This window comes from Corynebacterium sp. HMSC06C06 (assembly GCF_001807295.1).
GTDB lineage: Bacteria > Actinomycetota > Actinomycetes > Mycobacteriales > Mycobacteriaceae > Corynebacterium > Corynebacterium striatum.
This window is the reverse complement of sequence record NZ_KV788510.1, coordinates 13,420-34,975: the sequence shown is the minus strand read 5'-3', so window position 1 is coordinate 34,975 and position 21,556 is coordinate 13,420. Positions and strand designations below refer to the sequence as shown.

The 21,556-nt window shown below is 56.0% G+C and carries 21 protein-coding genes; 4 read left to right on the top strand and 17 right to left on the bottom strand.

Annotated elements, in window-relative coordinates; genetic code table 11:
- Positions 1 to 43: 43 nt before the first annotated feature.
- Positions 44 to 346: a hypothetical protein gene (locus HMPREF3153_RS09990; RefSeq protein ID WP_070420747.1), complete on the top strand. Its 303-nt coding sequence runs from the start codon at positions 44 to 46 to the stop codon at positions 344 to 346.
- Between the two features lie 154 nt (positions 347 to 500).
- A complete protein-coding gene (locus HMPREF3153_RS09985) occupies positions 501 to 719 on the top strand; it encodes a hypothetical protein (RefSeq protein ID WP_070420746.1) in 219 nt (72 codons plus the stop codon).
- Between the two features lie 83 nt (positions 720 to 802).
- On the opposite strand, the gene HMPREF3153_RS09980 is transcribed toward HMPREF3153_RS09985, so the two are convergent.
- Positions 803 to 1,366: a hypothetical protein gene (locus HMPREF3153_RS09980; RefSeq protein ID WP_070420749.1), complete on the bottom strand. Its 564-nt coding sequence runs from the start codon at positions 1,364 to 1,366 to the stop codon at positions 803 to 805.
- 68 nt (positions 1,367 to 1,434) lie between these two features.
- On the opposite strand from HMPREF3153_RS09980, the gene HMPREF3153_RS09975 reads away from it, so the two are divergent.
- The gene (locus tag HMPREF3153_RS09975) at positions 1,435 to 1,758 is read left to right on the top strand and encodes a hypothetical protein (RefSeq protein ID WP_070420745.1); all 324 of its coding nucleotides are present in this window, start codon (positions 1,435 to 1,437) and stop codon (positions 1,756 to 1,758) included.
- 39 nt (positions 1,759 to 1,797) lie between these two features.
- Here the strand turns inward: HMPREF3153_RS09975 and HMPREF3153_RS09970 are convergent, their stop codons facing one another.
- Positions 1,798 to 2,193 (bottom strand): 3-deoxy-D-manno-octulosonate 8-phosphate phosphatase, encoded by a 396-nt coding sequence (locus HMPREF3153_RS09970; RefSeq protein WP_070420744.1) that lies wholly within the window; start codon positions 2,191 to 2,193, stop codon positions 1,798 to 1,800.
- Between the two features lie 208 nt (positions 2,194 to 2,401).
- Between HMPREF3153_RS09970 and mobF the strand changes: the two genes are divergently transcribed.
- Positions 2,402 to 6,895: a MobF family relaxase gene (mobF, locus tag HMPREF3153_RS09965; RefSeq protein ID WP_070420743.1), complete on the top strand. Its 4,494-nt coding sequence runs from the start codon at positions 2,402 to 2,404 to the stop codon at positions 6,893 to 6,895.
- A 62-nt stretch (positions 6,896 to 6,957) separates the two neighbouring features.
- Here mobF and HMPREF3153_RS09960 read toward each other — a convergent pair whose 3' ends face one another.
- The 15 genes from HMPREF3153_RS09960 to HMPREF3153_RS09890 form a co-directional block, all read right to left on the bottom strand.
- Complete coding sequence (locus HMPREF3153_RS09960) at positions 6,958 to 7,584, bottom strand: hypothetical protein (RefSeq protein WP_070420742.1); 627 nt, start codon at positions 7,582 to 7,584, stop codon at positions 6,958 to 6,960.
- A gap of 24 nt (positions 7,585 to 7,608) precedes the next feature.
- Complete coding sequence (locus HMPREF3153_RS09955) at positions 7,609 to 7,971, bottom strand: DUF4913 domain-containing protein (RefSeq protein WP_070420741.1); 363 nt, start codon at positions 7,969 to 7,971, stop codon at positions 7,609 to 7,611.
- Positions 7,972 to 7,989: 18 nt separating this feature from the next.
- Entirely contained in the window at positions 7,990 to 9,720 is a 1,731-nt protein-coding gene (locus tag HMPREF3153_RS09950) for a type IV secretory system conjugative DNA transfer family protein (RefSeq protein ID WP_070420740.1), read from the bottom strand.
- A gap of 54 nt (positions 9,721 to 9,774) precedes the next feature.
- The gene (locus HMPREF3153_RS09945) at positions 9,775 to 10,482 is read right to left on the bottom strand and encodes a hypothetical protein (protein WP_070420739.1); all 708 of its coding nucleotides are present in this window, start codon (positions 10,480 to 10,482) and stop codon (positions 9,775 to 9,777) included.
- A gap of 24 nt (positions 10,483 to 10,506) precedes the next feature.
- Positions 10,507 to 11,073, bottom strand: a complete 567-nt coding sequence (locus tag HMPREF3153_RS09940) for a hypothetical protein (protein ID WP_070420738.1) — start codon at positions 11,071 to 11,073, stop codon at positions 10,507 to 10,509.
- Between the two features lie 17 nt (positions 11,074 to 11,090).
- Entirely contained in the window at positions 11,091 to 13,232 is a 2,142-nt protein-coding gene (locus HMPREF3153_RS09935; RefSeq protein ID WP_070420737.1) for a peptidoglycan DD-metalloendopeptidase family protein, read from the bottom strand.
- Positions 13,229 to 13,525 (bottom strand): hypothetical protein, encoded by a 297-nt coding sequence (locus HMPREF3153_RS09930; protein WP_070420736.1) that lies wholly within the window; start codon positions 13,523 to 13,525, stop codon positions 13,229 to 13,231. Before HMPREF3153_RS09930 ends, HMPREF3153_RS09935 begins: the two co-directional genes overlap by 4 nt.
- Positions 13,526 to 15,274, bottom strand: a complete 1,749-nt coding sequence (locus HMPREF3153_RS09925; RefSeq protein WP_070420735.1) for an ATP/GTP-binding protein — start codon at positions 15,272 to 15,274, stop codon at positions 13,526 to 13,528.
- Positions 15,275 to 15,305: 31 nt separating this feature from the next.
- Positions 15,306 to 16,160: a hypothetical protein gene (locus tag HMPREF3153_RS09920; protein WP_070420734.1), complete on the bottom strand. Its 855-nt coding sequence runs from the start codon at positions 16,158 to 16,160 to the stop codon at positions 15,306 to 15,308.
- Positions 16,161 to 16,170: 10 nt separating this feature from the next.
- The gene (locus HMPREF3153_RS09915; RefSeq protein WP_070420733.1) at positions 16,171 to 17,655 is read right to left on the bottom strand and encodes an SCO6880 family protein; all 1,485 of its coding nucleotides are present in this window, start codon (positions 17,653 to 17,655) and stop codon (positions 16,171 to 16,173) included.
- A gap of 6 nt (positions 17,656 to 17,661) precedes the next feature.
- The gene (locus tag HMPREF3153_RS09910; protein WP_246817193.1) at positions 17,662 to 19,395 is read right to left on the bottom strand and encodes a hypothetical protein; all 1,734 of its coding nucleotides are present in this window, start codon (positions 19,393 to 19,395) and stop codon (positions 17,662 to 17,664) included.
- 74 nt (positions 19,396 to 19,469) lie between these two features.
- Positions 19,470 to 20,291, bottom strand: coding sequence for a DUF8175 domain-containg protein (locus tag HMPREF3153_RS09905; RefSeq protein ID WP_070420731.1), 822 nt, complete (start codon positions 20,289 to 20,291; stop codon positions 19,470 to 19,472).
- 26 nt (positions 20,292 to 20,317) lie between these two features.
- Positions 20,318 to 20,941, bottom strand: a complete 624-nt coding sequence (locus HMPREF3153_RS09900; RefSeq protein WP_070420730.1) for a DUF8175 domain-containg protein — start codon at positions 20,939 to 20,941, stop codon at positions 20,318 to 20,320.
- 25 nt (positions 20,942 to 20,966) lie between these two features.
- A complete protein-coding gene (locus HMPREF3153_RS09895; protein WP_246817192.1) occupies positions 20,967 to 21,233 on the bottom strand; it encodes a hypothetical protein in 267 nt (88 codons plus the stop codon).
- A 25-nt stretch (positions 21,234 to 21,258) separates the two neighbouring features.
- A complete protein-coding gene (locus tag HMPREF3153_RS09890; RefSeq protein ID WP_070420729.1) occupies positions 21,259 to 21,555 on the bottom strand; it encodes a hypothetical protein in 297 nt (98 codons plus the stop codon).
- Between the last annotated feature and the right edge of the window lies 1 nt (position 21,556).

Here is a 21,556-nt window from a genome sequence, read left to right as displayed (position 1 = left end):
CACACGCGGTAACACTCGACACCAACCGAAAGGAACGCCAGACATGGCAACCCAAACCACCACCTTCTACACCCCGGAACAACAGCGCCACATGGACGCCTTCGAATGGTGGAGCCAAAAGAACCACGGCTTCGTCGCTGACTACGCCTACATCGACACCACCGCGCCCACAAAGCACATCCGCCACGAAGCCCGCGCCTACCTCGGCGAGATCACCATCAACGACCACCAAGCCGCCGAAATCTGGAACGAACTGCAAAACTGCCGCGCCACCCACCTAGAGCACTCCATCATCGTGCGCGCCGAAGTATTCCTCACCGTCCTAGCCACCGTCGTCGAAATATAAGACCCCGCCTGCGGCCCACACCGGGCCGCAGGCCCACCAGTCCCCGCCACAGGACACCCAAGCCCCAAGGGACGCCTCACAGACGACCACAGCGCCGGATACACCGGCACAACGCACAAGCGAGACGCACACGAGACGGAAAGAGACTACAGCCATGGCAACCTACGCCACTTTGAACGACGCAATCCACTACGAAATCATCACCCCGCTAGGGGAGTGGGCACACCGCTTCAACATCAAAGCCATCGCCGAGCGACTCATCTACTGGCACCACGACATCAACGCCGACGGAAACATCAACCTCAACCGCAGCGGCTTCCGAGTCCGCACCAACGTCGACTTCTGGAAACTAGTCGAAGCCAACGCACTGTAGACATAGCGCCCCGGCCACACGCCGGGGCGCACTCATTGAAAGAAAGGGGAGACCCCCCCAATCCCTGACACAAACACCGCACACTAAAACAACGTCTGCTGGTCACTATCGACACCAAAGATTGCCTCACGATAGCGACGCTCGTCCCACCCATCACGAAGCGCATTCCTAATCCGTCGCGAGCGCTCAACCCGAGAACTCAACGCCGTAACCGCAACCCTATTTCCCGCATGACGGCCAAGCTCTACCGCATAGCGAAGATTCTCCCGCTGTGTTGTCTTACGCACATGACCACAACCGACCCGAACACACAACGGCTCGTTGCACTCATGCTCGGCAACCTCGCGCGCAGAAAACGACTCGCCCGCGACAAGAAGCGCAAAACGGTGAGCCGCCACAGTGCGCTGACGGTTACCGCGCTGCCACGTAAACCGCCCATACCCATCAGGAGAGGAAATAGAGCCCACCCATAGCCAGCACCCGTGCGGTGATTTCACGACATGCTCAAAGAAAGTCTTGACAGTCTTATCGTCAAAAGGAAGCTCCGGATCATGAACACGCGCCGACCGAGACTGCCGAGCCGAAGCCGGCCGCTTCGGCTCCAGGTGAGCAAGCTCTGCAAAAGGAATATCCTCAAAGTCTTTCATGACACCCCACACGTCCGACGCTTATGACACCATAGGCAGCACGCACCGCAGAGAGGAAGGACATACCCATGGACGCACTGCCATTTATCGAATCCACCAACCACGTACCCGGCTGGTGGCAACTCGCCCTTATCGCCATACCTATCTGGATGCTCATCGCCCAGATACGACGCGCAGGACTGGTGGCAGGAATCCTCAGAGCATTAGGCGGAATCATCGCTTGGGTAATCATCTGGTACTTCCTTACCTTCCTCGGTGTGATGATTGGCTCCATGGCCGATCACTACGAGCGCGCCACCGACGAGACAAACGACTCGCCGTACTCCAACACCTACGAAGACGCGCCCGCCAACCCTGGCGAGTACTACGACCCCAACGAGCACAAGTACTAGCCAGCACCACGGCGAAAGACTGCTCTTTCTCTCTACCGACTACTGACCATCAGAATCGTGGTCACCCTCGCCGCCAGCGCCCTCAGAGGCGCTGGCGGCTTCTTCGTTGTCCTGGCGCTCATCATCACCAGTGTGCGACTCATCGTCTCCAGACGAATCCTGCGCACTAGGGGAGGAATCACTAGCGGCCCCCAGCATGTCGTTGAAGTCCCGCTGGCTGACACCGACGAGCTCGCGCACAAGCTCCTTGGACTCGCCTAGGTCGATAATTTCTTGCGAGGCTTCGCCAATCTTTTCATCGAGTTTCTCGCGCTGGTCGATAAGCGACAGTAGCGAGTTGAGCTTCTTCTTCCGGTTGCGCAGTTTGCGCTGTTCTTCTTCGAGATGCTGACGGATTTCCTGACGCTTTGCTGCACTTCTATTCTGGGCACTCATAAGACCACCATGCCAGCGGAAATTCAACACTGCAACCCTGACACAAACGCCGCTCCAAAAGCGTCGTAATCATCCGCAATTGCAGGACAATCGCCGCAGTCTTTTCAAAAAGACTGCAAACCCGCAGCGGCGGGCGCAAGCGCCCTTTGAACAACACACTATTGGCACTCTTAGTGTTAATCGGGTTTTGGCTGCTAGACTAGGGCGCATGATGACCCTGCGAGTAGTCAACAGCGGAACAGGTTATGAGTACCTGTTGCGCTCTGTGGCTACCAATGATGGGCCAACAGACGCGCCTAGTTTGTCGAAGTATTACGACGCTAAAGGCACCCCACCGGGGCGTTGGTTGGGCTCTGGTCTTGCCGGTTTGAACACCGAGAACGTCGTGCAGGATGGGGAAGTTACCGAGTCCCAAATGGCCGCATTGTACGGCGAAGGGCTGCACCCGGACGCGGATATGAAGATGTCCGAAGGTCAGAAAATCAAGGACGTGCAGCTGGGTAGACCGTTCGCTAACTTCACTAATGATGTACCGGTTTTGGTGGCACTTCGTGACGCTGAGCGCCGCCACCGTCAGACAACAGGCACGCTGATGGGAAAGCAGGAACGCGCCGAATTAGTGCAGAATATTGGCCGAGAATTCTTCATTGAAGAACACGGTGTCGAGCCGCAGTCAGGCCGGGAAATCGTCAACTGGGTCAACGGTCTTAAAGACAATGTGCGCCAATCTGTCTCGGGTTTTGACCTTACTTTTTCGCCCGCTAAGTCCGTATCTGTGGCGTGGGCGCTGTCTGATGAAGAGACCGCGCAGCGCATTGAGAAGCTTCATCACCAGGCCGTAAAAGAGGCTATGGCGTGGGCAGAAGACAACGTGTTTTTTACTCGTTCCGGCAAGCAAGGGCGCGAACAAGTCAAGACGAAAGGCGTTATCGCCTCTGAGTTTAAGCACTACGATACGCGCGCAGGAGACCCGGATCTGCACTCGCACGTACTGGTATCTAACAAGGTTCAGGCCGAAGACGGACGCTGGCTATCGCTTGATTCCAAAGCACTGCACAAGCAGGCGCAAGCCATTTCGCACCGCTATGACTCCATCTTGAACACGCTGCTATCTAACGACATGGGCTACACTTTCACCGCCCGCGACCACGGCGTAAATAAGGAACCAACGTGGGAGATCGAGGGTGTTTCCGAGTCGTTGATGGAGTCTTTTTCTAAGCGCCGACGCGGCGCAGAACCGGTCTACAAGCGCCTGGTCGAAGAGTTCGTTGCCGCTCGCGGCACAACCCCAAACTCGGTTGAGGTAGGTCGTTTGTGGCAGGAAGCTATCTTGGAAACCCGTGATGCTAAGCGTGAACCAGAAAGCCTTACCGAGCTTCGCGCAGGCTGGAAAAGTGAAGTATCTGCCCGCGACAATGGGGCAGAAGAACTAGCCGCAATCAGCCAACTAGCCGCAATCAGCCAACTGGCCGCAGATTCCAGCCATGACGAGCGCCCACTGTTTAACGCCGAGGCCCACCTTTCCGGCCTTATTGACGACGTTTTAGCAACGGTAACGAGGCGTCGTTCCTACTTTCGCACCTCGCATGTAGCTACTGCTGCGGGTGGAAAGCTCCAAGGCTATCGCTTTGATTCTCTTTCCGAGCGCGACCTTATCCACGCCACTGTGGTGGAAGCTATCGTGCGCGATAAAGCCATTGCGCTCAACGATTTCGACGTTCTAGAACTGCCCGAGGCTTTGAAAAATACGGCAGGTAAAGCCCGCGATTCCCGCGCCGATAGCGAGCTTTATACCACCCAGGACATTCTCGATACCGAAGACAAAGCACTGGCTGCACTCAACGAGCCGGTGGCTGCATTTGCACCTACTGCAGCGATTGATAAGGCTCTTGATGAGCACGAAAATCAGGCTGGTTTCCGTCTTAACGCCGGGCAGGAATCCATGGCGCGCTACCTCCTTACCTGCGGCACATTGGCCGCTACTGGCGTGGGCCCGGCAGGCACTGGCAAGACCGCGTCTATGCGCCTTGTCGCCAACGTCTGGGCGAATGAAGGCCGCAACGTTATTGGCCTGGCACCGTCTGCACAAGCCGCAGACGTGTTGTCTGAGGACTTAGGCTTTGACGCTTTTACCATCGACAAACTCACCTACACCTGGCGCGGAAACCACCCAACAAAGCCCGGCCATAGCCTCAAAGACCTTCCCGTATCCATTAACGCAGGCGATATGATCATCGTTGATGAGGCCGGCATGGCCTCGACCCCTAACATCGGCTCACTGCTAGAGATTGCCGAAGAAGCAGGCGCAGTCGTGCGCTTTATCGGCGACCACAAACAGCTCGGAGCGGTAGAAAACGGTGGCCTCTTCGGCGCTATGGTCAACGCCGCCGAGCGCACTGATAACCAACTTTCCGAGGTCGTACGTTTTGGCGGAGATAGTGAGCAATCTGCCACCAGCTTGCGCCTGCGTGAAGGAGATTCTTCTACCTTCGACTTCTATACAGAGCGTGGTTGGGTCAATGGTGGCGCACGCGCCGACATGCTGGATAAAGCCGCAGCAGACTACCTGGCTGATATTTCCAGCGGCAAAACCAGCCTTCTTATTGCTGCCACCAACCACGACGTGGCAGAGCTCAACGACACAATCCGCGCCCACTACATTGCCCACGGCGCTGTCGATACCACCATGGAAGCCCAGCTTTCTAGAGGCGAAAAAGCAGGCGTTGGCGATACGATTCTGGCGCGCAAAAACCAGACTTTCTACGACGATGAGACCGCGACCAGTACCCGGATCAACAACGGCACGCTGCTGACTGTCACCGCCATTTCCGAGGACGGCAGTATCACCGCCCGCAACACGGCAACCGGCGAAGAGTTGTGCCTTCCGGCAGACTACGTACACGACAACGTGCAGTTGGGCTACGCTGCTACCGTCCACCGCGCCCAGGGCAGCACCGTGGACTGCACCCGCGCGGTCATTGATCACCACGTCGATAGGGCCGGGCTGTATGTCGCACTTACACGCGGCAAAATCGCCAACCACATCTATGCTGTCACCGAACACCAGCTAGATGAGCTGGCCGAAGAAGGCCACTACCACTACCAAGGCATAGACCACGCCCCAAGTGCTAGAGACGTCTTCGACAAGGCAATCTCGCGCGATACCACCCCGAAGGCCGCACGCGAGGTCATCGCCGAAGTCGTAGACGAGCAAACCTCACCCGATCGCATGATGGGCCTGTGGCTTATGGGCAAAGACGAAGCCACCAACGACTTCATCGACTCCTACCTGCCAGACTGGATCGACACCCTGCCCGGCGACCTTGCCCGCAAGATTGAAACCAGTAACGACGGTGTAGAACCTATCCGCCACGGCTGGGCAAAACTTATCGACGCAGGCATTGATCCGCGCACCGTCATGGACGCTGCTACCCGCGATATTGACAACGCCCACGATCCGGCACGTCTTATCCGCTACCGCCTAGACGAACAACTCCGCCTGCGCGATACGGGCAAACGCAACCAGCTTCCTCCTGTATCTGGTCAGACAGATATAGAACTCGATACGTGGCTGCGCACCCACAACCCTTACGACCGCGCGGAAACTGCTCGACTTACTGGAAAGGAAGGAAACCTCAACCAGCTCAACCAGGAGGTGCTGGCAGAGCACGCACGCTTTGCTCGCTCGAAGGTCGAGTCACTGACCTGGCAAGAGGCAAGTATTACCACTCGCCTACACGAAGACAAAGACGCAGCCCTCCATGAGGTACAGGCCGACTACCAGCAGATACGCCTTGATGCTGGGCGCATTCGCGCCTACGAGCAGGCCATGGCAGACCACAGTGCCGCCCTTCGTGAAGAAGAAACAGCCCGCGCAGACATTGAGCACCAACGCCTGCTCGCAGAAGACTACACCCGCCCTGTTGCCGAGCGGGCCTACGACCATGACGTCGACGGATACGGTACGTACCAACAGCGCATAGACCATGCGCACAAGCGCCTTGAACAAGCACAACAGCGCCGCAGCCTAGCCCAGCAGGCCATTGAAGAGACTGGTTCTAACCTGCCAGAGGCAGGTCTGTGGGATGAAATCTGTTACCGCGCCGGCGACACAGAAGAATGGAACAAACGCCTAAACGCTGCCGCACAACACGACAGCGAGCACGCTCACAAGCTTCAACAACGCCTCGATACTATCCGCCGCGACAAGATGGACTGGGCCGACCGCGCAGACATCGCCACTCGCTTGCGCGCAGAGGAAATCCCCAACGATGTTTCTGACCATGCAGGCTACATCGCTGATGAAGTCAACCTCCTGGCCGCACAACGCACCTATGAACTTCGCCGCCTGGGCGTAGATGAGCCAGCACAAGAGACAATCCGCGACATGGTCGAAGAAACCATTGCTGCTTCCTACGAACCAGACAATGACGAGACTCACCACAATGAACAAGACACCACCGTCCAGAACACCGTAGAGGAAGAGCAACCAGCACCCGAGACCCCAGCAGAAGATGAAGACGCCGACAACACCCAAGGCGAAGACGCCGACGAACTGAACGAGGGCGCACAAGCAGGCCTCGACTTCCTCGCAAGCCTCGGCCTAGGTGGCGAGCAGCAAAGCGTTACCAGCGACAGTGACACCACCGACGAGCAAACACCCGCTGATGAGCTTGAAGACGAACAAGGCCCAGAGCTTTAAGCAAAGAAAAACGGTAGAAAGATCAAGCAGATCTTTCTACCGCTACGTTTCCGGGTGTATGGCTACAGCTCGGCAACCTGCTCATCGGCTTGCTCGGCTGCGTCAGCAAGTTCGTTACCCGGAGATTCCAGTTCTTCGCTGGTCTCTTCCTGTAGCTGGTTAACTAGCTGATCGCTGGGGGATACGTCACTGTCGCCTACCGCGAGAGCGTAGGAATCAATGGCTTCGGGGTCTGCGTCCTGAGCTTCTAGATCTTCAATGACTTCTGCCGGAGACAATGCGGTGACCTCGCGGGCGTCGTCGTCTCCGATCGCTGCGGAGATTTCCTTGCCAAGGTGTTCCACGCTGTAACGAGAAATCTCTCCGTCGCGGGCGCTAAAACGGAAATCGTGACCGTCTTCGTCAGTGAAGGCTATGTTGTCCTCGTAGCTATCGGCGATAGCGGCGGCAGATTCGGCCATACCCCGACGGTTGAAATCATCAATGACCCACGTCCGGGAGCGCTCATTTTCTTCTATGAGCGCGCGGCACCCCTCTACGGCGAGTGCTCCGCCTGCCATGCGGGTTATAGCGTTCGGGCCGGGCTGGACACTGCGCGGCGGGAAGCGACGTACGCGCTCTGCGTGCAGTGCGCGGCGCAGGTTTCGAATAGTGCGAGCGGTGGACGCATCGACAGATGTACGAGACATAGTAGGTGTCCTTTCGATTCTCGATTAGGAAGTAGAAGCGGACTTAGTTGGGGAAACAACTGGTAGAGGGCGAGACGGAACATCTTCGCGCTTACAGTCAGCGAAGACTCCGTCGTCTTTCATGATTTGTCGCATGTGGTAGTCGCCATGCAAACGCAGGAAAGTCTCAAGTGCGGTATGTGGTTCTTTTACGCGCAGATACTCATAGCGCTTCCAGAGCCCATCTAGACGGGCGACGACCTCGGGGTGATTCCACCATGCAGCAGACCACGCGATGTTTTTCATTCGGTTGTCGGTCGTCGGATACATAGTCACCAAGAACTTATCGACGAACTCGAAGACGCTTTTGTAGTGGAAGTCTTTCGGATCGAGCTTTTCTTCTGTCATAGATTCCTCCAGTGATAGTTACTGTTGTGCAGGAAGCAGCTGGCGGGTCTTTTCATTCCAGTAGGTACGCTCCCAGAACGGCTCTAGATACAGCGCAAACGGCCTTCGCCCGGTAAAGGCGAGTGCTTGTCCATAGGGTAAGGCAGCTAGTTCTGCCGCGTTGAGGATCTTCTTCTCTCGTGCTTGTATCGACGTCGAGCGCCCGCCGTCTGCCGATCGAGAAACGGATTTCGTCAGCTCTTCGTAATCTCCGATAAGAAGCTCTAGCTTGTTGAGCATGTCCTGGTCACGCACACCGCCGCCGTAGAGCAGAACGGACGCAGCAGACCACAAGGCCTCCATTCCCTCTTTGCCCCAGGCTTTTACGCCTTGGGCATAGGACTGCAAGATGGTCATGACGATAATTCCACGCGAACCGTAGTGTGAGTACAGCTTGGGAAGTTCTGGCCACGGAACCGTGTTCGCAGCCTCGTCGAGGGCGGCAATCATCGGCACTGGAAGGCGCAGACCGTTTTCTTCGCCATAGCGCTCGGCAGCTTTCATCGTGGCCGCTGCTAGTGCCGTCGTTAGAGCAGCCGCGTTGTCTACGCCTTCCTTGGACAACAGGTACAACGTGTCGTGGTCGGCGCGGACAAACTGCTCTGGTTCGAACTTGTCCTTGTCCTCGCCTGGGGTAACCCATTGCCTGATAGCTCGTCGTCCCAGTGGCGCGGCCATTTGTGCTGCTTGGGAGAAAAGACCGGAGCGGGTGCGCTCGGTAATGCTGTAGGTTCCGTTGAGTGCGTCGGCCATGGATTCCCATTCGTCAAAGCGCTGCAAAATTCCTACTGGCGTTCGGTCTTCATCGTCGTTAACCCAGCGGAAGACGTCGGTAATAGGGCGGTTGTCCAGTGCTGCGGCGAGAAACAGTCTGCCCAGCAGGTCACGACCGCCCTCTGAGAAGAAGGCGTCGCCAGTGCTGTTATCACCGTGAGCTGCCGAGCGGAAAATATCGGCCAGCGCGATAGCTTCGCTGTCCATCTTCATCGGATCGCGGCGTACCGCGTCGAGAGGGTCGAAATACCACGGGCGATCGTCTCGCCCTACAACAAGGCCTTGTGGGTCGAAAATCCAGATATTTCCACGTGCCTCGGTAATCGCGGCAGTGTCATAGACAATATCGGCCTTGTTTGAAGTAGTCAGTACGTTTCCCGGAGCATCGACAATAGCCGGAATAACCTGAGACGTGGTCTTTCCTCGGCGAGGGCCGAAGATAACGAGATACAGATCCTCCCACGAGGAATACACCCCGCGCCGAGACTGTAGATCTTTGCCCATGCGCAGGCCGGGATAATCTTTAGCTGCGTCTTCGCCAATAAACTTCGCTGCCTTCTTCTCTGCGCTTTTGCGCGACAAGGAAGCAATATCGCCTTTGGGGGCCAAGTACTTTGAGGCCTGTCCCGTAGTGCTGGTGGTCTTTTTCGGCTTGGACTTCATCCATAGATAAACCAACCCAGAAATAACTAGCCACAGCAGCACTGCGGCTACCGTCGCAATGACGGTCCACTCCAGCTGGCCTTTGATAAGTCCGGTTAGTGTTTGAAATGGGTTGAGAGGTGGTTTTTCTTTACCGGCAAGCTTCCAGCTTGCTACCGCACCGATTTGCACGGTGCCAAGTACGGACAATGCTGCTACGAGAATGACAGCAAGGAAGATGGTTTGCCCGTCAGCTCCTGGCCCGCCTGAGTTTCTGGGGTTGGTTTTGCCCATTACTCTTCATCCTTTCCTGTGCTATTTACCTGCGGGTTTTCGTCACTTTGACGGTTATTCATCATCGAGTTCGACAAGGCTTGCAAGATCAACGTTTTTCAGCGAGCGGAACCCTCCCATACGCGCTACCGAGGACGCACGCTCATCTGTCGGATCGACCTCAACGGTCACTGCGACTTGCGAGTCTTTGACAACGCCTCGAAGGCGCAGTTCATCTTCATCAAGGTCGGGATATTCGGTGTGGATATGTAGGTCAATGAGTTCGGCTCCCGTTTCGTCTTGTACGCGGCGAGCAAGGTACACCGCCTTCTCTGCGGCTGATTGCTCGGCGCTACCAATATCGCCCGGCGTATAGATGGGGTCGTTGTCAAAGAAGCTGCCAAACCAGATAGCCTCTCCCGTCTCGTCAACTAGGGCGAAGGCTCCTTTATCGCTCTTGTCGCTTTCTATTGCGCCCGTCCAAATGTCTAGGCGAGTGCCGGTGGCGTCATTCTGTGCGAGTTCTTCGGCGCGCTCGTGCTGGCGTGCCTGTCGCTCTTCCCTCTCGATAGCTGACATGGCCTTGTAGTCAATGCCGAGGATTTTTAGCTTGTGTATGAACTTGCCCATGTCACTGCGGTCGTTGACGTCGACGCCGGCCTCTGTTCCAATCTCGCGCAGTTGTGAGGTAGTTTCTGCTGCTTTGAGCTTGTCCTTGTATTCCTCTGAGGTCACAAGGTTTTCAATTTCGTCGAATCGGGCATTGTCGCTGGCCTTGCTCATCGTTTTACTCCTTGTCGTATCTGTTTAGGACATGGTCTGCGGCTGAGAAATGGTGATGTTGTCTAGCCTCCACCACCCCAGGTTGTTAAAGTGCGCGAAGACGTCATAGCGCAGTTTCTGCTCATGCTTGTCACCTTTGACAGTGACTTCGACCGAGTACTGGCGTCGGGCTTCCATATCCGTGTCTTCGGGACGCTCTTCTAGTCCTTCGGTGAGCTCTACCGAGGCCGTAGCCTTATCGTCGACCCAACTAGCCCACTGTTTGCCAGGCACTTTGAACATCCCCGACCAAGAATCGCGGTTGTCGTAGGCAAAGTCTTCATCCATCAATGGCTCGGCCTTGCGGGCAGCATCGGCGATGGTGTGATCGTCTTTCGGTGACCAGGAGAAGATCTGCTCGACAACATCATGGGCTACTTTGTCCACGTCTTCTTGGTCAGTATCTTGAAGCGGGCCGCGCACTTCGGGCTGCTCCCACTGGCTTACCGTGGGGTCTTCCATGCCGGTATCCGTTCCGTCCGGCTCATCATTTCCGCACGCCGTGAGCGCTACAGTGCTGGCCAGGGCGAGTGCGATAGCTGTCTTTTTCATTGCTGTCCTGCCTTTTCTTATTCGCTTACTCGATACGCTTGATGTGGCTCATCGGTGCGTACGTCGTATTCACCGGAGTCCACGCCATAGGTTTGAGCCTCGATCCATTTGTCCTTTCCGTCTTTCTTGCCGGAGTAGATCGCAACGTGGTGTTCTGCTCCATCGCCGCCGATGAGAATGATGTCGCCAGGTTTCTTGTCCTCCCAGTCAACCTTTTTCAGGTGCTCGTCTTTGGCCTGTGCTTGTGTCTGGTGAGGTAGCTTGACCTTGCCCTTGGTAGCGACAGCCACCGCACGGAGAACGAGTCCGGAGCAGTCGTAGCCTTCTTCTCCACCGTCTTGTCCCTTCGTCGGGCCGTTCTCGTCGCCACCGCCCCATACGTAGGGATAACCGAATTCTTTACGTGCTGCGGCGACAATGCGCTCGCCAAGCTCGCCAGACGGTGCCGGGTCATCACTGGAATCGCCGTTTCCGGCTTCGGTATCACAACCGTCACCTACGTTGGCCTCACCCAAGGCTTCAATTTCTTCCTCGGACAAGTCCTTGCCTGCACCGCGATATTTATCTACCAGCTTCGTCGCAATATCAGCTTCTTGCTGGTAAACGCCCGTGCCCGTATCGTTTCCCTGAACCGTACTTGCTGCTGCACCTACTTCCATTCCTTGGTAATCGACGTCTTCGAGGTGCTCATAGAAGTTCTTCGCCTGAACTGCTGGGTTCATCAGTTCTTCTACCTCACCCCAAATACCGACCTGCTGCTGGAAGGTGCCCACAGAGCCATGGTCACTACTTACTGCATCGTGCGGGAAATCCAGTGACTTTTTGAGCTTTTCGGACGTCACATCGTCGGCCATACCGCTTTGTTCTTCTGGGGTAATAACTCCATCGTTGGCGTAGACCTGTAGCTGGGACTCGTGTTTAGCGGTAGCTACAGCAATCTGTCGACCTTTCTCATCGACGTGCATGCTCTCGCCAATTGCAACGATCTGCTTCGCCAAGGCGAGCTGGCGACCAGTAAGCCCTTCAAATCCGCCCTTTTCGTCAGCGGGTTGTCCACTGCCTTTAGACTTGCTCTTCTTGCTGCCACTATCCGAGCTTTCTTTGCTTCCGCCGCCTACAGCGGCGGCCATGGTGTCGGCGAAGATCTTCGATCCAGAGGGGCCGGGGTGGACTCCATCAACGAGCATTCCGGGGTCTTTATTCGCCTCTGCTGCCCAGTCGAAGTAGTCGTAACCAGACTTTTTCACCGAGTTATTAAAGCTGTCGGCGTGAGGTACACCGGCGATGGTCATAAGAACTAGGTTGGCGTCACCAATTTTGTCTTTAGCCGCGTCGAACTGGTCTTGTCCCACTTCGCCGTTCGTGCCTAGGGCCATGACCACAGTGTCGAATTGGTCGCCGTCGTCGATTTCTTGCATACCGGCTGCGTATTGCTTGGAGTCTTTAGCCCTGACTTCGGCTCCTGGAATCGCGCTTTCAATTTGGCTGCGCGCACCGTTGGAGATGGAATCGCCTACGACAAGGACTTTTCCTCCACTGTCCGAGTTCTTTTTAGAGTCTTTGTCCTTCTTGTCGGAATCTCCGCCGCCTTTTTTGCCTTCTTCGGCCTTTTCCAGCCATGGCTTAGGGTCGACGCGCTCACCGCCTGCTGCTCGGTCACCTTCGACAACCTCGAAGTGCAGGTGGGGGCCAGAAGACTGACCGGCACTGCCCATATCGGCAATGTGCTGGCCCTTAGTAACTTTGTCGCCGGTCTTGACCTTGACCTGACCAGGTTCTTCGTGACCGTACACGGTTTGAATTTTCTTACCGTCGATGTCGTGTTCCACGACAACCCAGCCGCCGAATCCTTGCACGCCAGAGTCTTGGGCTTGGATAACGCGACCATCTGCGAAAGCGTAAATAGGAGTTCCACGCGGGCCTGCGATGTCTTGACCGAAGTGCATACCGCCCTCGCGTGGGCCATAAGGTGAGGTTTCCTGGGTGGCTTCTTTATCGCTCGGGTAGGCAAAATCACCATCAACGACAACATCACCTGAGCCCGATCCGCCTTCATCTTCGGCACATACTTCATCCTCATTGCCACCATCGAGGACGACGACGATGATAAGGACGAGGAACAAGACGATAGCTACGGCTATGCCGATAACCTTTTTCATCCGTCTTCACTCCTTAGTCGTCGCAGTCGTGCGTTTTCTTCTTGTAGGCGCTCATTGCGCTTTTTAAGGCGGGCGATTTCACGTTGTAGGTGCTGAACTTGCTTGACTGTGGGCGAGGGCCACAGATTTTCTTCTTGCAGCCATTCCGTCAGCGTCGTACGTCCCATGCCCCAGTCTTTAGCGATTGCTTTTGCCGCTGCAGAGGCAGAGGAATACTCTTTCCACGTTTCCTCAAACTCCGCCATGGCCTGGCGCTTAGTGGACTCATCGAAAGGACTTACAAAGCCAGACATCTATGCCCCCTCACCTTCCAAGAAGAAGTCCTCGAAGCGAGCGTTCGTATTGTGCAGCTGCTCTTGAACTTCGGTCGGAAACAGCATTGTCTGTACCGGAATGCCCGGTGAACCGTCTTTAGCTGGCTTAATCATGAATCGTCCACGGCCAGGTGGGGTTGCCCTCGCGCCACGTGTACGCGAGCGTGCAGGCGGCGCACCGCGAGACCACGAGACGATCATTTCTGCTTCTGCAGGAGAAAACTCCAACTGAGTGGACAAAATGTCTAGCTCACTGGTGGGAAGACCGCCGCAGATAACCATGCCAGCGCGCTCAATAAAGCCCATTGCTGTCTTGCGGTCTTCCTCAGTCGGCAAGGCCTCTAGGTCTTTGAAGGTGTGAGTAATCATAAACAGCGCGGTAGCGTCTGTACGGTTCAGGCGGGTCAAAGCGTCAATCTGGCCGACCATGCCCGGAGCTGACGAGAGCACCTGCCACATCTCATCGAGGCACAGATTGAAGTAGCGCTGGGGGCCAAGGCCGGCATCGGCAAGCATGTGAGAGGCCTCAATAGCGCCGAAAGCAGAACCCCAGCAGGCCATCATGACCGCTGCTTTCATAGCGGAATCACCGCGATCAATAGCAGAGACGTCGATACAAATAGCCGGAGAGTCTACCTCAATCGGAGTAGTAGTCTGGCCGTCAAAGATACGGCCGGTAGCACCATCAAGCAGGGCATTAAGTGATAGAACGAGCGAGTCAATGCGCGCATTCCACTGTTCGTTAGTCTCTGCCCTACCGAGCTTGCGCAACCACTGCGGCCCACGCTCGATGTAGGCAATCAAGTCTTTGAGCACTGGCGGGTTTTCCCAGTCAATGCGCTCTTCTTCATACATTCCGCGCAGTGCAGCGGAAATAAGCATGGACTCATAGTCTTGAACGCCACCACCGCGACCAAGGCTGACTAGCGTGGTCACCATCGTGACCTGACGGCCATGAACTTGCTCTTTTGCGCGGTTGAGCAGGTCTTCAATTTCTTGCAGGGAAATCTCGTCATCTTCGGCAGGCTCCCCTGCTTCCTGGCGGGCAACTAGCTTTGCGCGCTTGGCTTCCAGTTGTGGGATAACGCGGCCTAGTGCGCCCACGTCGAGGGGATTAATGTGGCCGTAGCCATGGCCGACGGTAATGACTTGGCCGTGGACTTGGTGGGTAAAGCCGACGTATTCGCCTTTAATATCGCCTGCAGCAATCGTAATCTGCCCATTGGAGGCACCTCCCATGAGCATTTTGCGCACTAGGGTGGACTTTCCTAGCGACGGGAGCGAGAGAATAAAGCAGGAGGGGTTAGCAATAATTCCTTCTCGAAACCACGACAACGGGTCACATCCTACTGCCGCGCCCGTGGTGACATGGCGTCCTAGTGGCGTTCCAATAATCGGTGCAGGGGCACCAATAACGTTGGGGTTAAAGCCGCAACCTAAATTCGTCGTCGTCTGCCACTCCATCGGGCCATTTTGAACGGCCATGTAGCCTGCGTGGTGGCCAGTAAAACCGCGTGGTTTCATGATGGTGAAAGGCTTTTCGCCGCGCACCGGCATGGCGCCGCCAGCACGTCGGCGCTGGCGCTCAATGGCTTCGGCGTGCTTCTGGCTCGTCTTTTTCCACTTGCGATAGCGCCTGCCCTCACTCGACCAGCGGGACGGAGTTTCCTTCTCGCCGTCCAAGATCTGCTCGTGGAGAGTAATCATTTCTGCGTCGTGTGTGCCCATTGCTTTAATTCGCTCCCTAAAGTCCGTTGTCCTAAACCGTTACTTTTTCTGCGTCCCACGCCAGCTCGCCGATGCCTAAGCCTGCGAGGAAGCCCGCCATTTGTCGGCCATAAATGCGGCGTACTCGAAGGCGCTCTACTGCTGACAATTCGCTAATTAGTGCCGCTGCGGCGTTTTCTATCTGTTCCACACCTGCTTCCGCCGCGACTGTGAGAATCCCGGAATGTCGGCCTGGGTCGTGTTCCTCGGATTCCGATCCAGGTCTAAAGATTCGTGTCCAGCGCGCTACACCGGCAAGTTCTCCCTCCAATACAAGCTCACGAAGCAAAGCGTCCAAGTCCCCGTCGTCCATGACGTCGAAACTGATTGCCGCTACATCGTCAAAAGTGATAGTTGCGGTGGTCTCTTCCACTGTGTCCACCTTGAGCTCTGGCCACTGTCCAGTTGAAGTGCCGACAGCATTCGCTACGCGGGCATAGATTTGTTCGTCAGTCATAGGAGTCGAGACCACCTCGCCGAATTCATAAAAGTCAGGCAGCTGCGCGGCAAGGCGGGTCAAGGCCTCGTTGGAGTCCTTGCGCTCTGTTTTGTCGAGCTGCTTAAAGATGACAGACATATAGCTGCCCGTGGAATCGACGGTGTAGGCAGTAGAAATAACCGACTCGTCTTCGGAAATAGCCTGCTCCCAGTCCCAGATCTTCTCCGAGCTAATCTCATCTGGGTTATCAACCTGGAAGCACACCGTTGCCGTAGCGCGCGGGGTTTGGCGAATGACTGCGCCAAAGGAAAATCCTGCCTTGTCACGAGAAGTATGCAGCTGCACGTTCGTCAGGCGTGACAGAGTGCGACCCGCCTTGTTCTTTTTGCCAAAAAGTCCGAAAAGCACCTAATTTCCCCTATCCTTGTGCCGCCAGCGCGGACGTAGATTCCTTCGTCCATGGAATCTGGCCAAGCCCGCACGACGTGATGAATCCTGCGTCCTGCTGGCGCGACATCTCGCGCAACCGCAGGTTGGCTTGTGCGCCTAGCTGCTTGACGTCGTGGCGAATACGTCCCAGAAGTTCTTCGTCTTCTGTCGTGGCCGTGACAAACAGGCTGTAGCGTCCCAACTGTGCACCGCGTGCTTGTGCTCTACGAGCTGCTTCGGTGTGCTCTAGGCGCATTTCAGCAGCAGCCGACCGGATTTTCTTTGATGAGTTAGCCGCCACCATCGCGTCTCGGTGCTCCGCCTCCACACGGGAGGCACCCGTACCAGCCTCATACGGGCGGTAAACCAGCGCGACGCGCTTACGGTCAATGCGTGCATGCGGCGCAATCAGGTTGCCGAGCAAGGTGTCTTCAAACGTAGAGCGGGGCGCAGAGGCCATTTCCCACGTCACCGAAGAAACACCATCATGGCGATAGACGTTCTTGCGCACGTCATGGAACGCTGGGCCCGCGTCGAACCATTCGAGATCGTGGGTGTTTCCGCCAACGGAAATTTCTTCAAAGTCGCCTTCGGCAGCAGGGTTAAAGAACTTGTGCGCGCGTGCGCAAACTTCTTCTGCATCCATGGGGGCTGCCTGGATTCCCGACCAGGTCAGTTCCTCGTACAGGCCGGGAAGCCGGGTGCCAATTAGCTGCAAGAAGCTAGTGTCGTCTGGTTCAGCCACGCTCACTTTCAACGTGACTGCGATATGAGCTTCTGTCTCAGGGATTCCGATCGACAATTCATCAGAGGCTTCTTGCATAATGCGCTTTGCTACCTCGGGCGCGTCGTCGTGAACCGTTGCCTGGACTTCCTTAGCCACCAGCTCACCAGTATCAGGGCGAGAGTTCGTAACAAAGACAGTGGAGACCACGTCACCTGACAGTGACAGGCCGGCAAGCCAGCGGCCCCAATTAGCCGTCATGTCATTGCGTTCTTCCTGAGTCATGGCAGTCTGTCCTGACAATTGGCAGGAAAAGAGAACCGTAGCTTCGCGACGGTGACGGTCAAAGACCACGCCGAAGTCTCGGCCTACCGCGTCTGTTCCTTCCAGCAGTTCTGTACGTGCCAGTGATCCGGGAAGGCGGTAGCGGCCTCCTGCCAACCGCGACGAGGGCCCAGAGATATAGACGTTGTCGCCGCGAGCACGGCGACGCCAGTCCTGAAAAATCATCTCCGAGACCTGGGCTACCGAGCGCCCACCCACATTAAGCGAAACCAGCAAGGCGATAATCACGGTGATAGGAAGTACCACCATAAAGCCTATTTTTTGCATTCCGCCGAGCTGGCAAACCAAAAAGCCGATAAAGCCAGCGCCTAGAACGATGGTGGTTTTCATCGAAAAGCCACCGATACCAGTACGACGGCTAGGCTGGCCGAGCGCGTACACGGGGACGTCTACGTTATCTGCCATGGTTTCTTACCTCCTTACGTTTCCGTGATAATTGCCCTGCTGACCAATGGATTCATCGAGAATTCCTTGAATTTGGCGAGCTGCTGACCCTGCCGATCGGCCCGCTCTAGCTCCTTGTCCTGCTAATACGCGACCAGTACGCACACCTCTGTTAACACCCCGGCCAGCGCCTTGGGCCGCGCCCCGGGCGATATTGCGAGCCCGTGATCCGCGTGCTGCGCCTGTGCCGCTCATCGTGGTGCGTCGGCCGGAACCTTGACTGGTAGCCCCGCTAGGGCCAGCACCAGAAGCAGTAGCCGCAGCGCCAGAGCTAGCGGGACGGACACTCGCGCCCTCACTGCCAGAGGTGCTTGCAGCACCAGAGCCCGAACCACCTGGGGATACAGCATGTGAGCCACCACCGCCTTGACGTGCTCCACCTCCTTGGCCAGAGCCAGAAGCAGTAGTTCCCGCATCGCCGCGACTTGCCGGGCCTGCTCCGCCAGAAGCACCAGAGCCTCCGGAACCTCCGGAGCCACCAGATCCTCCCGAGCCGCCGCCAAGTGGACTGCCACCGGAGCCGCCGCCAAGTGGACTGCTTCCCGACCCTCCCGAGCCGCCGCCTGGAACCGCATTCTTCGCAGAAGAACCAGCCTTCGCGCCTGCAACAGCACCACCGGCACCGCCTATCAGTGCGCCACCGGCCATACCGATAGCACCGCCTGCAGCACCCGCGAGTCCTGCAGCACCAGACAGCATTGAACCTGCACCACCGCCGCCTGCTTGCGAGACAAACGGAGCAATTGTTCGTACCAAAGTCGGGCCGGAGAACCCGGCAGCAGCCAGCATAAGTACGGTCATAACTGCGGACATCATGTCCTCGCCGCCAGAGGCTGATTGCCAAAAAGTCACGCAGTACAGCAGAGCAGAAATCGGCTTAAACAAAATGCAGGCAATCATCATAGACACCACGTGATTAAGGCCTTGTCGTCCAATATTCGTATAAGAGAAGGCGGCCAACGCAGGTGTAATGCCGAGCGCAATGGGAAACAGCAAGGTACGCACCGCTAAGGAAACAATCTGCATGATTGAACCCGCGACTCCCACACCAGCAAGCGCCAGCATGAGAATTGGCCCGCCCATTTCCTCGTTGAGTTCAGAGGCCCCTAGGACTGACTCCGAATCACTAGCGCCGAACTGTTTCATCACCCAATCGGCAAGCTGATCAGAAGCAACCATGGCTCCTGTTCCCAAGCCCACAATGAGCGTTGAAAACAGTAAGTATCCGCCAATGTTCTTGCCCATACTTTCTAAGCCGTCTGCTACGCCTTGTCTTCGGTCGTAGGCCATATGCATGCCACCGATAATCAAGGAGGAAATCAGTGCCATGCCAGCAATTCCAAGCACGATGTTTTTCACACCTTGGACGGAACCCTCCATGATGTTTTTATCCATGCGCCAATCCATCCAGAACGTCATGACCGTCTGGAGCGCTTGGTTATTACCCTCAATTACGGCCTTGGTGAAGTCTCCAACTGGATCTCCCCAGAATTTTGACATCCCTGCATTAACAGCATCTAAAGGGTGCTTAACTGACTGAGTGAATCGACAACTCCACTTCTCAAACTTGCCTTCAAAGGAGTTCTGCCAATCCTCAAACTCTGGATACTCCTTATCTGGGTTCCGTTTCTCTGTTGTCTCTTTGCCGTTGTCATAGCGACCAGCCTGACAGTCATCAACGTGCTGCTCCATTTTGTCCATGGCTTCTTGAGCCAAGGCAGGACTTGGGCTTGCCCCAATGAAGAACACTGCAAGAAGAGCTACAACAAGCTTTTTTAAAATTCCCATCGTGACCACCCATCAAGGCTGGTAATTTCTTCTTCTACAGGCTGTTTGACTTCGTCAAGTTCGGTTTTCCAGTCTCCGTCTTCCCAAACGGCAGAAACACGAAGAATCCCCCAAGATTTTTTGTCCGGGTCGCCGTTTTTATCGGTAGGAAACGGAATAGCTAAGTCTCCAATTACGCGGGAGTCATCACAGCTTGTTACCCGGTACGCGTTAGGAGCTGGCATGTCGGAGGCGCCTTCTGACGTCGGCATTTCTGCACCACTGGCGCTCTTCAGCTCTTCGCTAGCTTTTTCTCCTGTAAAAGACTTCTCAAGAAGTGGCTTAGCTATTTCTCCGCCATGTTGGAATAGAACGTTCGAATTCCACGCGGCAAGCATTGCCCCCTCTGGGGTGTGAGCATATCCTGCTGGGATAGAGGCTTCATTGGAACTTGGTCCAGAGGTTTCCGACCACAAAGTTTGAACGAAATGGGTCGACTGGATAGACACCTGCTGTGAGTCTGGAGTATCACACGTTCCTTTTTCAGTATCCACCTTATTGGTCAAAGGATTACCGGTGCCATTGCTTGGTACTTTAATAGTCCGACCAAAGACATCTGAGTCCGACTGCTCCCACTTCCCCTCGTCACCGCCTTGGGTATTAGACGATTTGTCTTTCTTTTCTTCGGCGATATTAGGTTCTGGTTGTGACGACGAGTCCTCATCATTACCGGTTCCTCTGCCGATAAAGAATGCGGCAGCAATCGCGATGACAAGGACGATTATTGCAATGACAATCGCCCAGATTTTTCGGGAGTTCTTCGTTTCCATGTGGCCTTCTTCCGCTGTTTGCGCTTTTACTGTGCGTATTCGGTAAAGCCGTCGAGGCTTTCTAGCTTGTGGAGGTCAGGGGCGTTTTCTTGGTCGGGAAGAACCAGCTTCCAGTCGTCTGCTTGCCAGACAAGTTGCACGGGATAGACCGTGAGCCCGACGTCGGGATAGTCGGCTGCAAGTAGTACTTGTGCTTTGTCGTCGTTGTAGTCGGTAATTTTGAAGCCTTTGAATTCAGCGGCGTCTTTCTTATCTACGTTTCCGTTCACTGAAATCAACGAGCGTCCTTGTGCCCATTGATCACGACCTGGTCCGGGAGAGGTCATGTCAGAGGCAACGTCTGGCCATGTTTGATCGTCTGCCGTAGCCAGCATGACTTGACCGTTAATAGCTGCTTGTACCGCTCCTTGCGGGGTATGGGAGTAGCCGTGCGGTACGGGGCTAGTTTTTTCCGGCCCGTCGTTGGAATCCACCGGCGTACCGATCCCCCCGACCGAAGACCACGAAGCGTTCTCGGGTGCTGCTTCTAGGTCAACGGTGGGCTGATCTTTCGCCTCGGTGGGCTGCTCTGACTCGTCGGAGCCACAGGCAGCTAGTCCAAGCGTGGCCGCGACAATGGCTGCGGCTGCGCTGAGGCGGGTGATGTTCATGTCTTCCTTTCGGAGGTTTAAGTAGTTAGACGAACCACGACGCGATGGTGGCAGCAGAACTGGCGATAAGAACGCCGAGGGCGATTTTCAGTGCGGCAGTTGTGGGGGACGTTGCCGATACTGCTTCGCCACGGTTTTTATCTGCGGCCAAAAGAGCGCCGAAAACGATTACTGCGATAACGGAGACGGCTAGCGATACATACAGTGCGTATTGAAGCCATTGCCACCCAGTGCCCCACACTTCTTGTGGAAGATCTTGTGGGGTTGATGGTGGGCCTTGGGCGATAATCACGAGCGTTTCTCCTTACGGCGGGGGGCTAAATGAGTGCTGCGACGATGGTTCCGGCACCGCCGATAACCAAGCAGCCGACGCCAACACGTAGCGCGGCAGCGGTGGCTTCTTCGCTGGTGCCCTCACGGCGGGAGAGAACCATGGATGCGCCGATGGAAATCACGCCAGCCACGGCAACGACCAGGCCGATATAGACGCCGAAGTTGAGGCTACGGTCTACTTTCTCGCCGAAGTCACCGGGCGCTTGTGGGTTTAGGTCTTGGCCAGGAACCTGGGCAAGGATTTGAGAGTGGATGTTGGCGGCGGTTTGGGTCAGGGACATG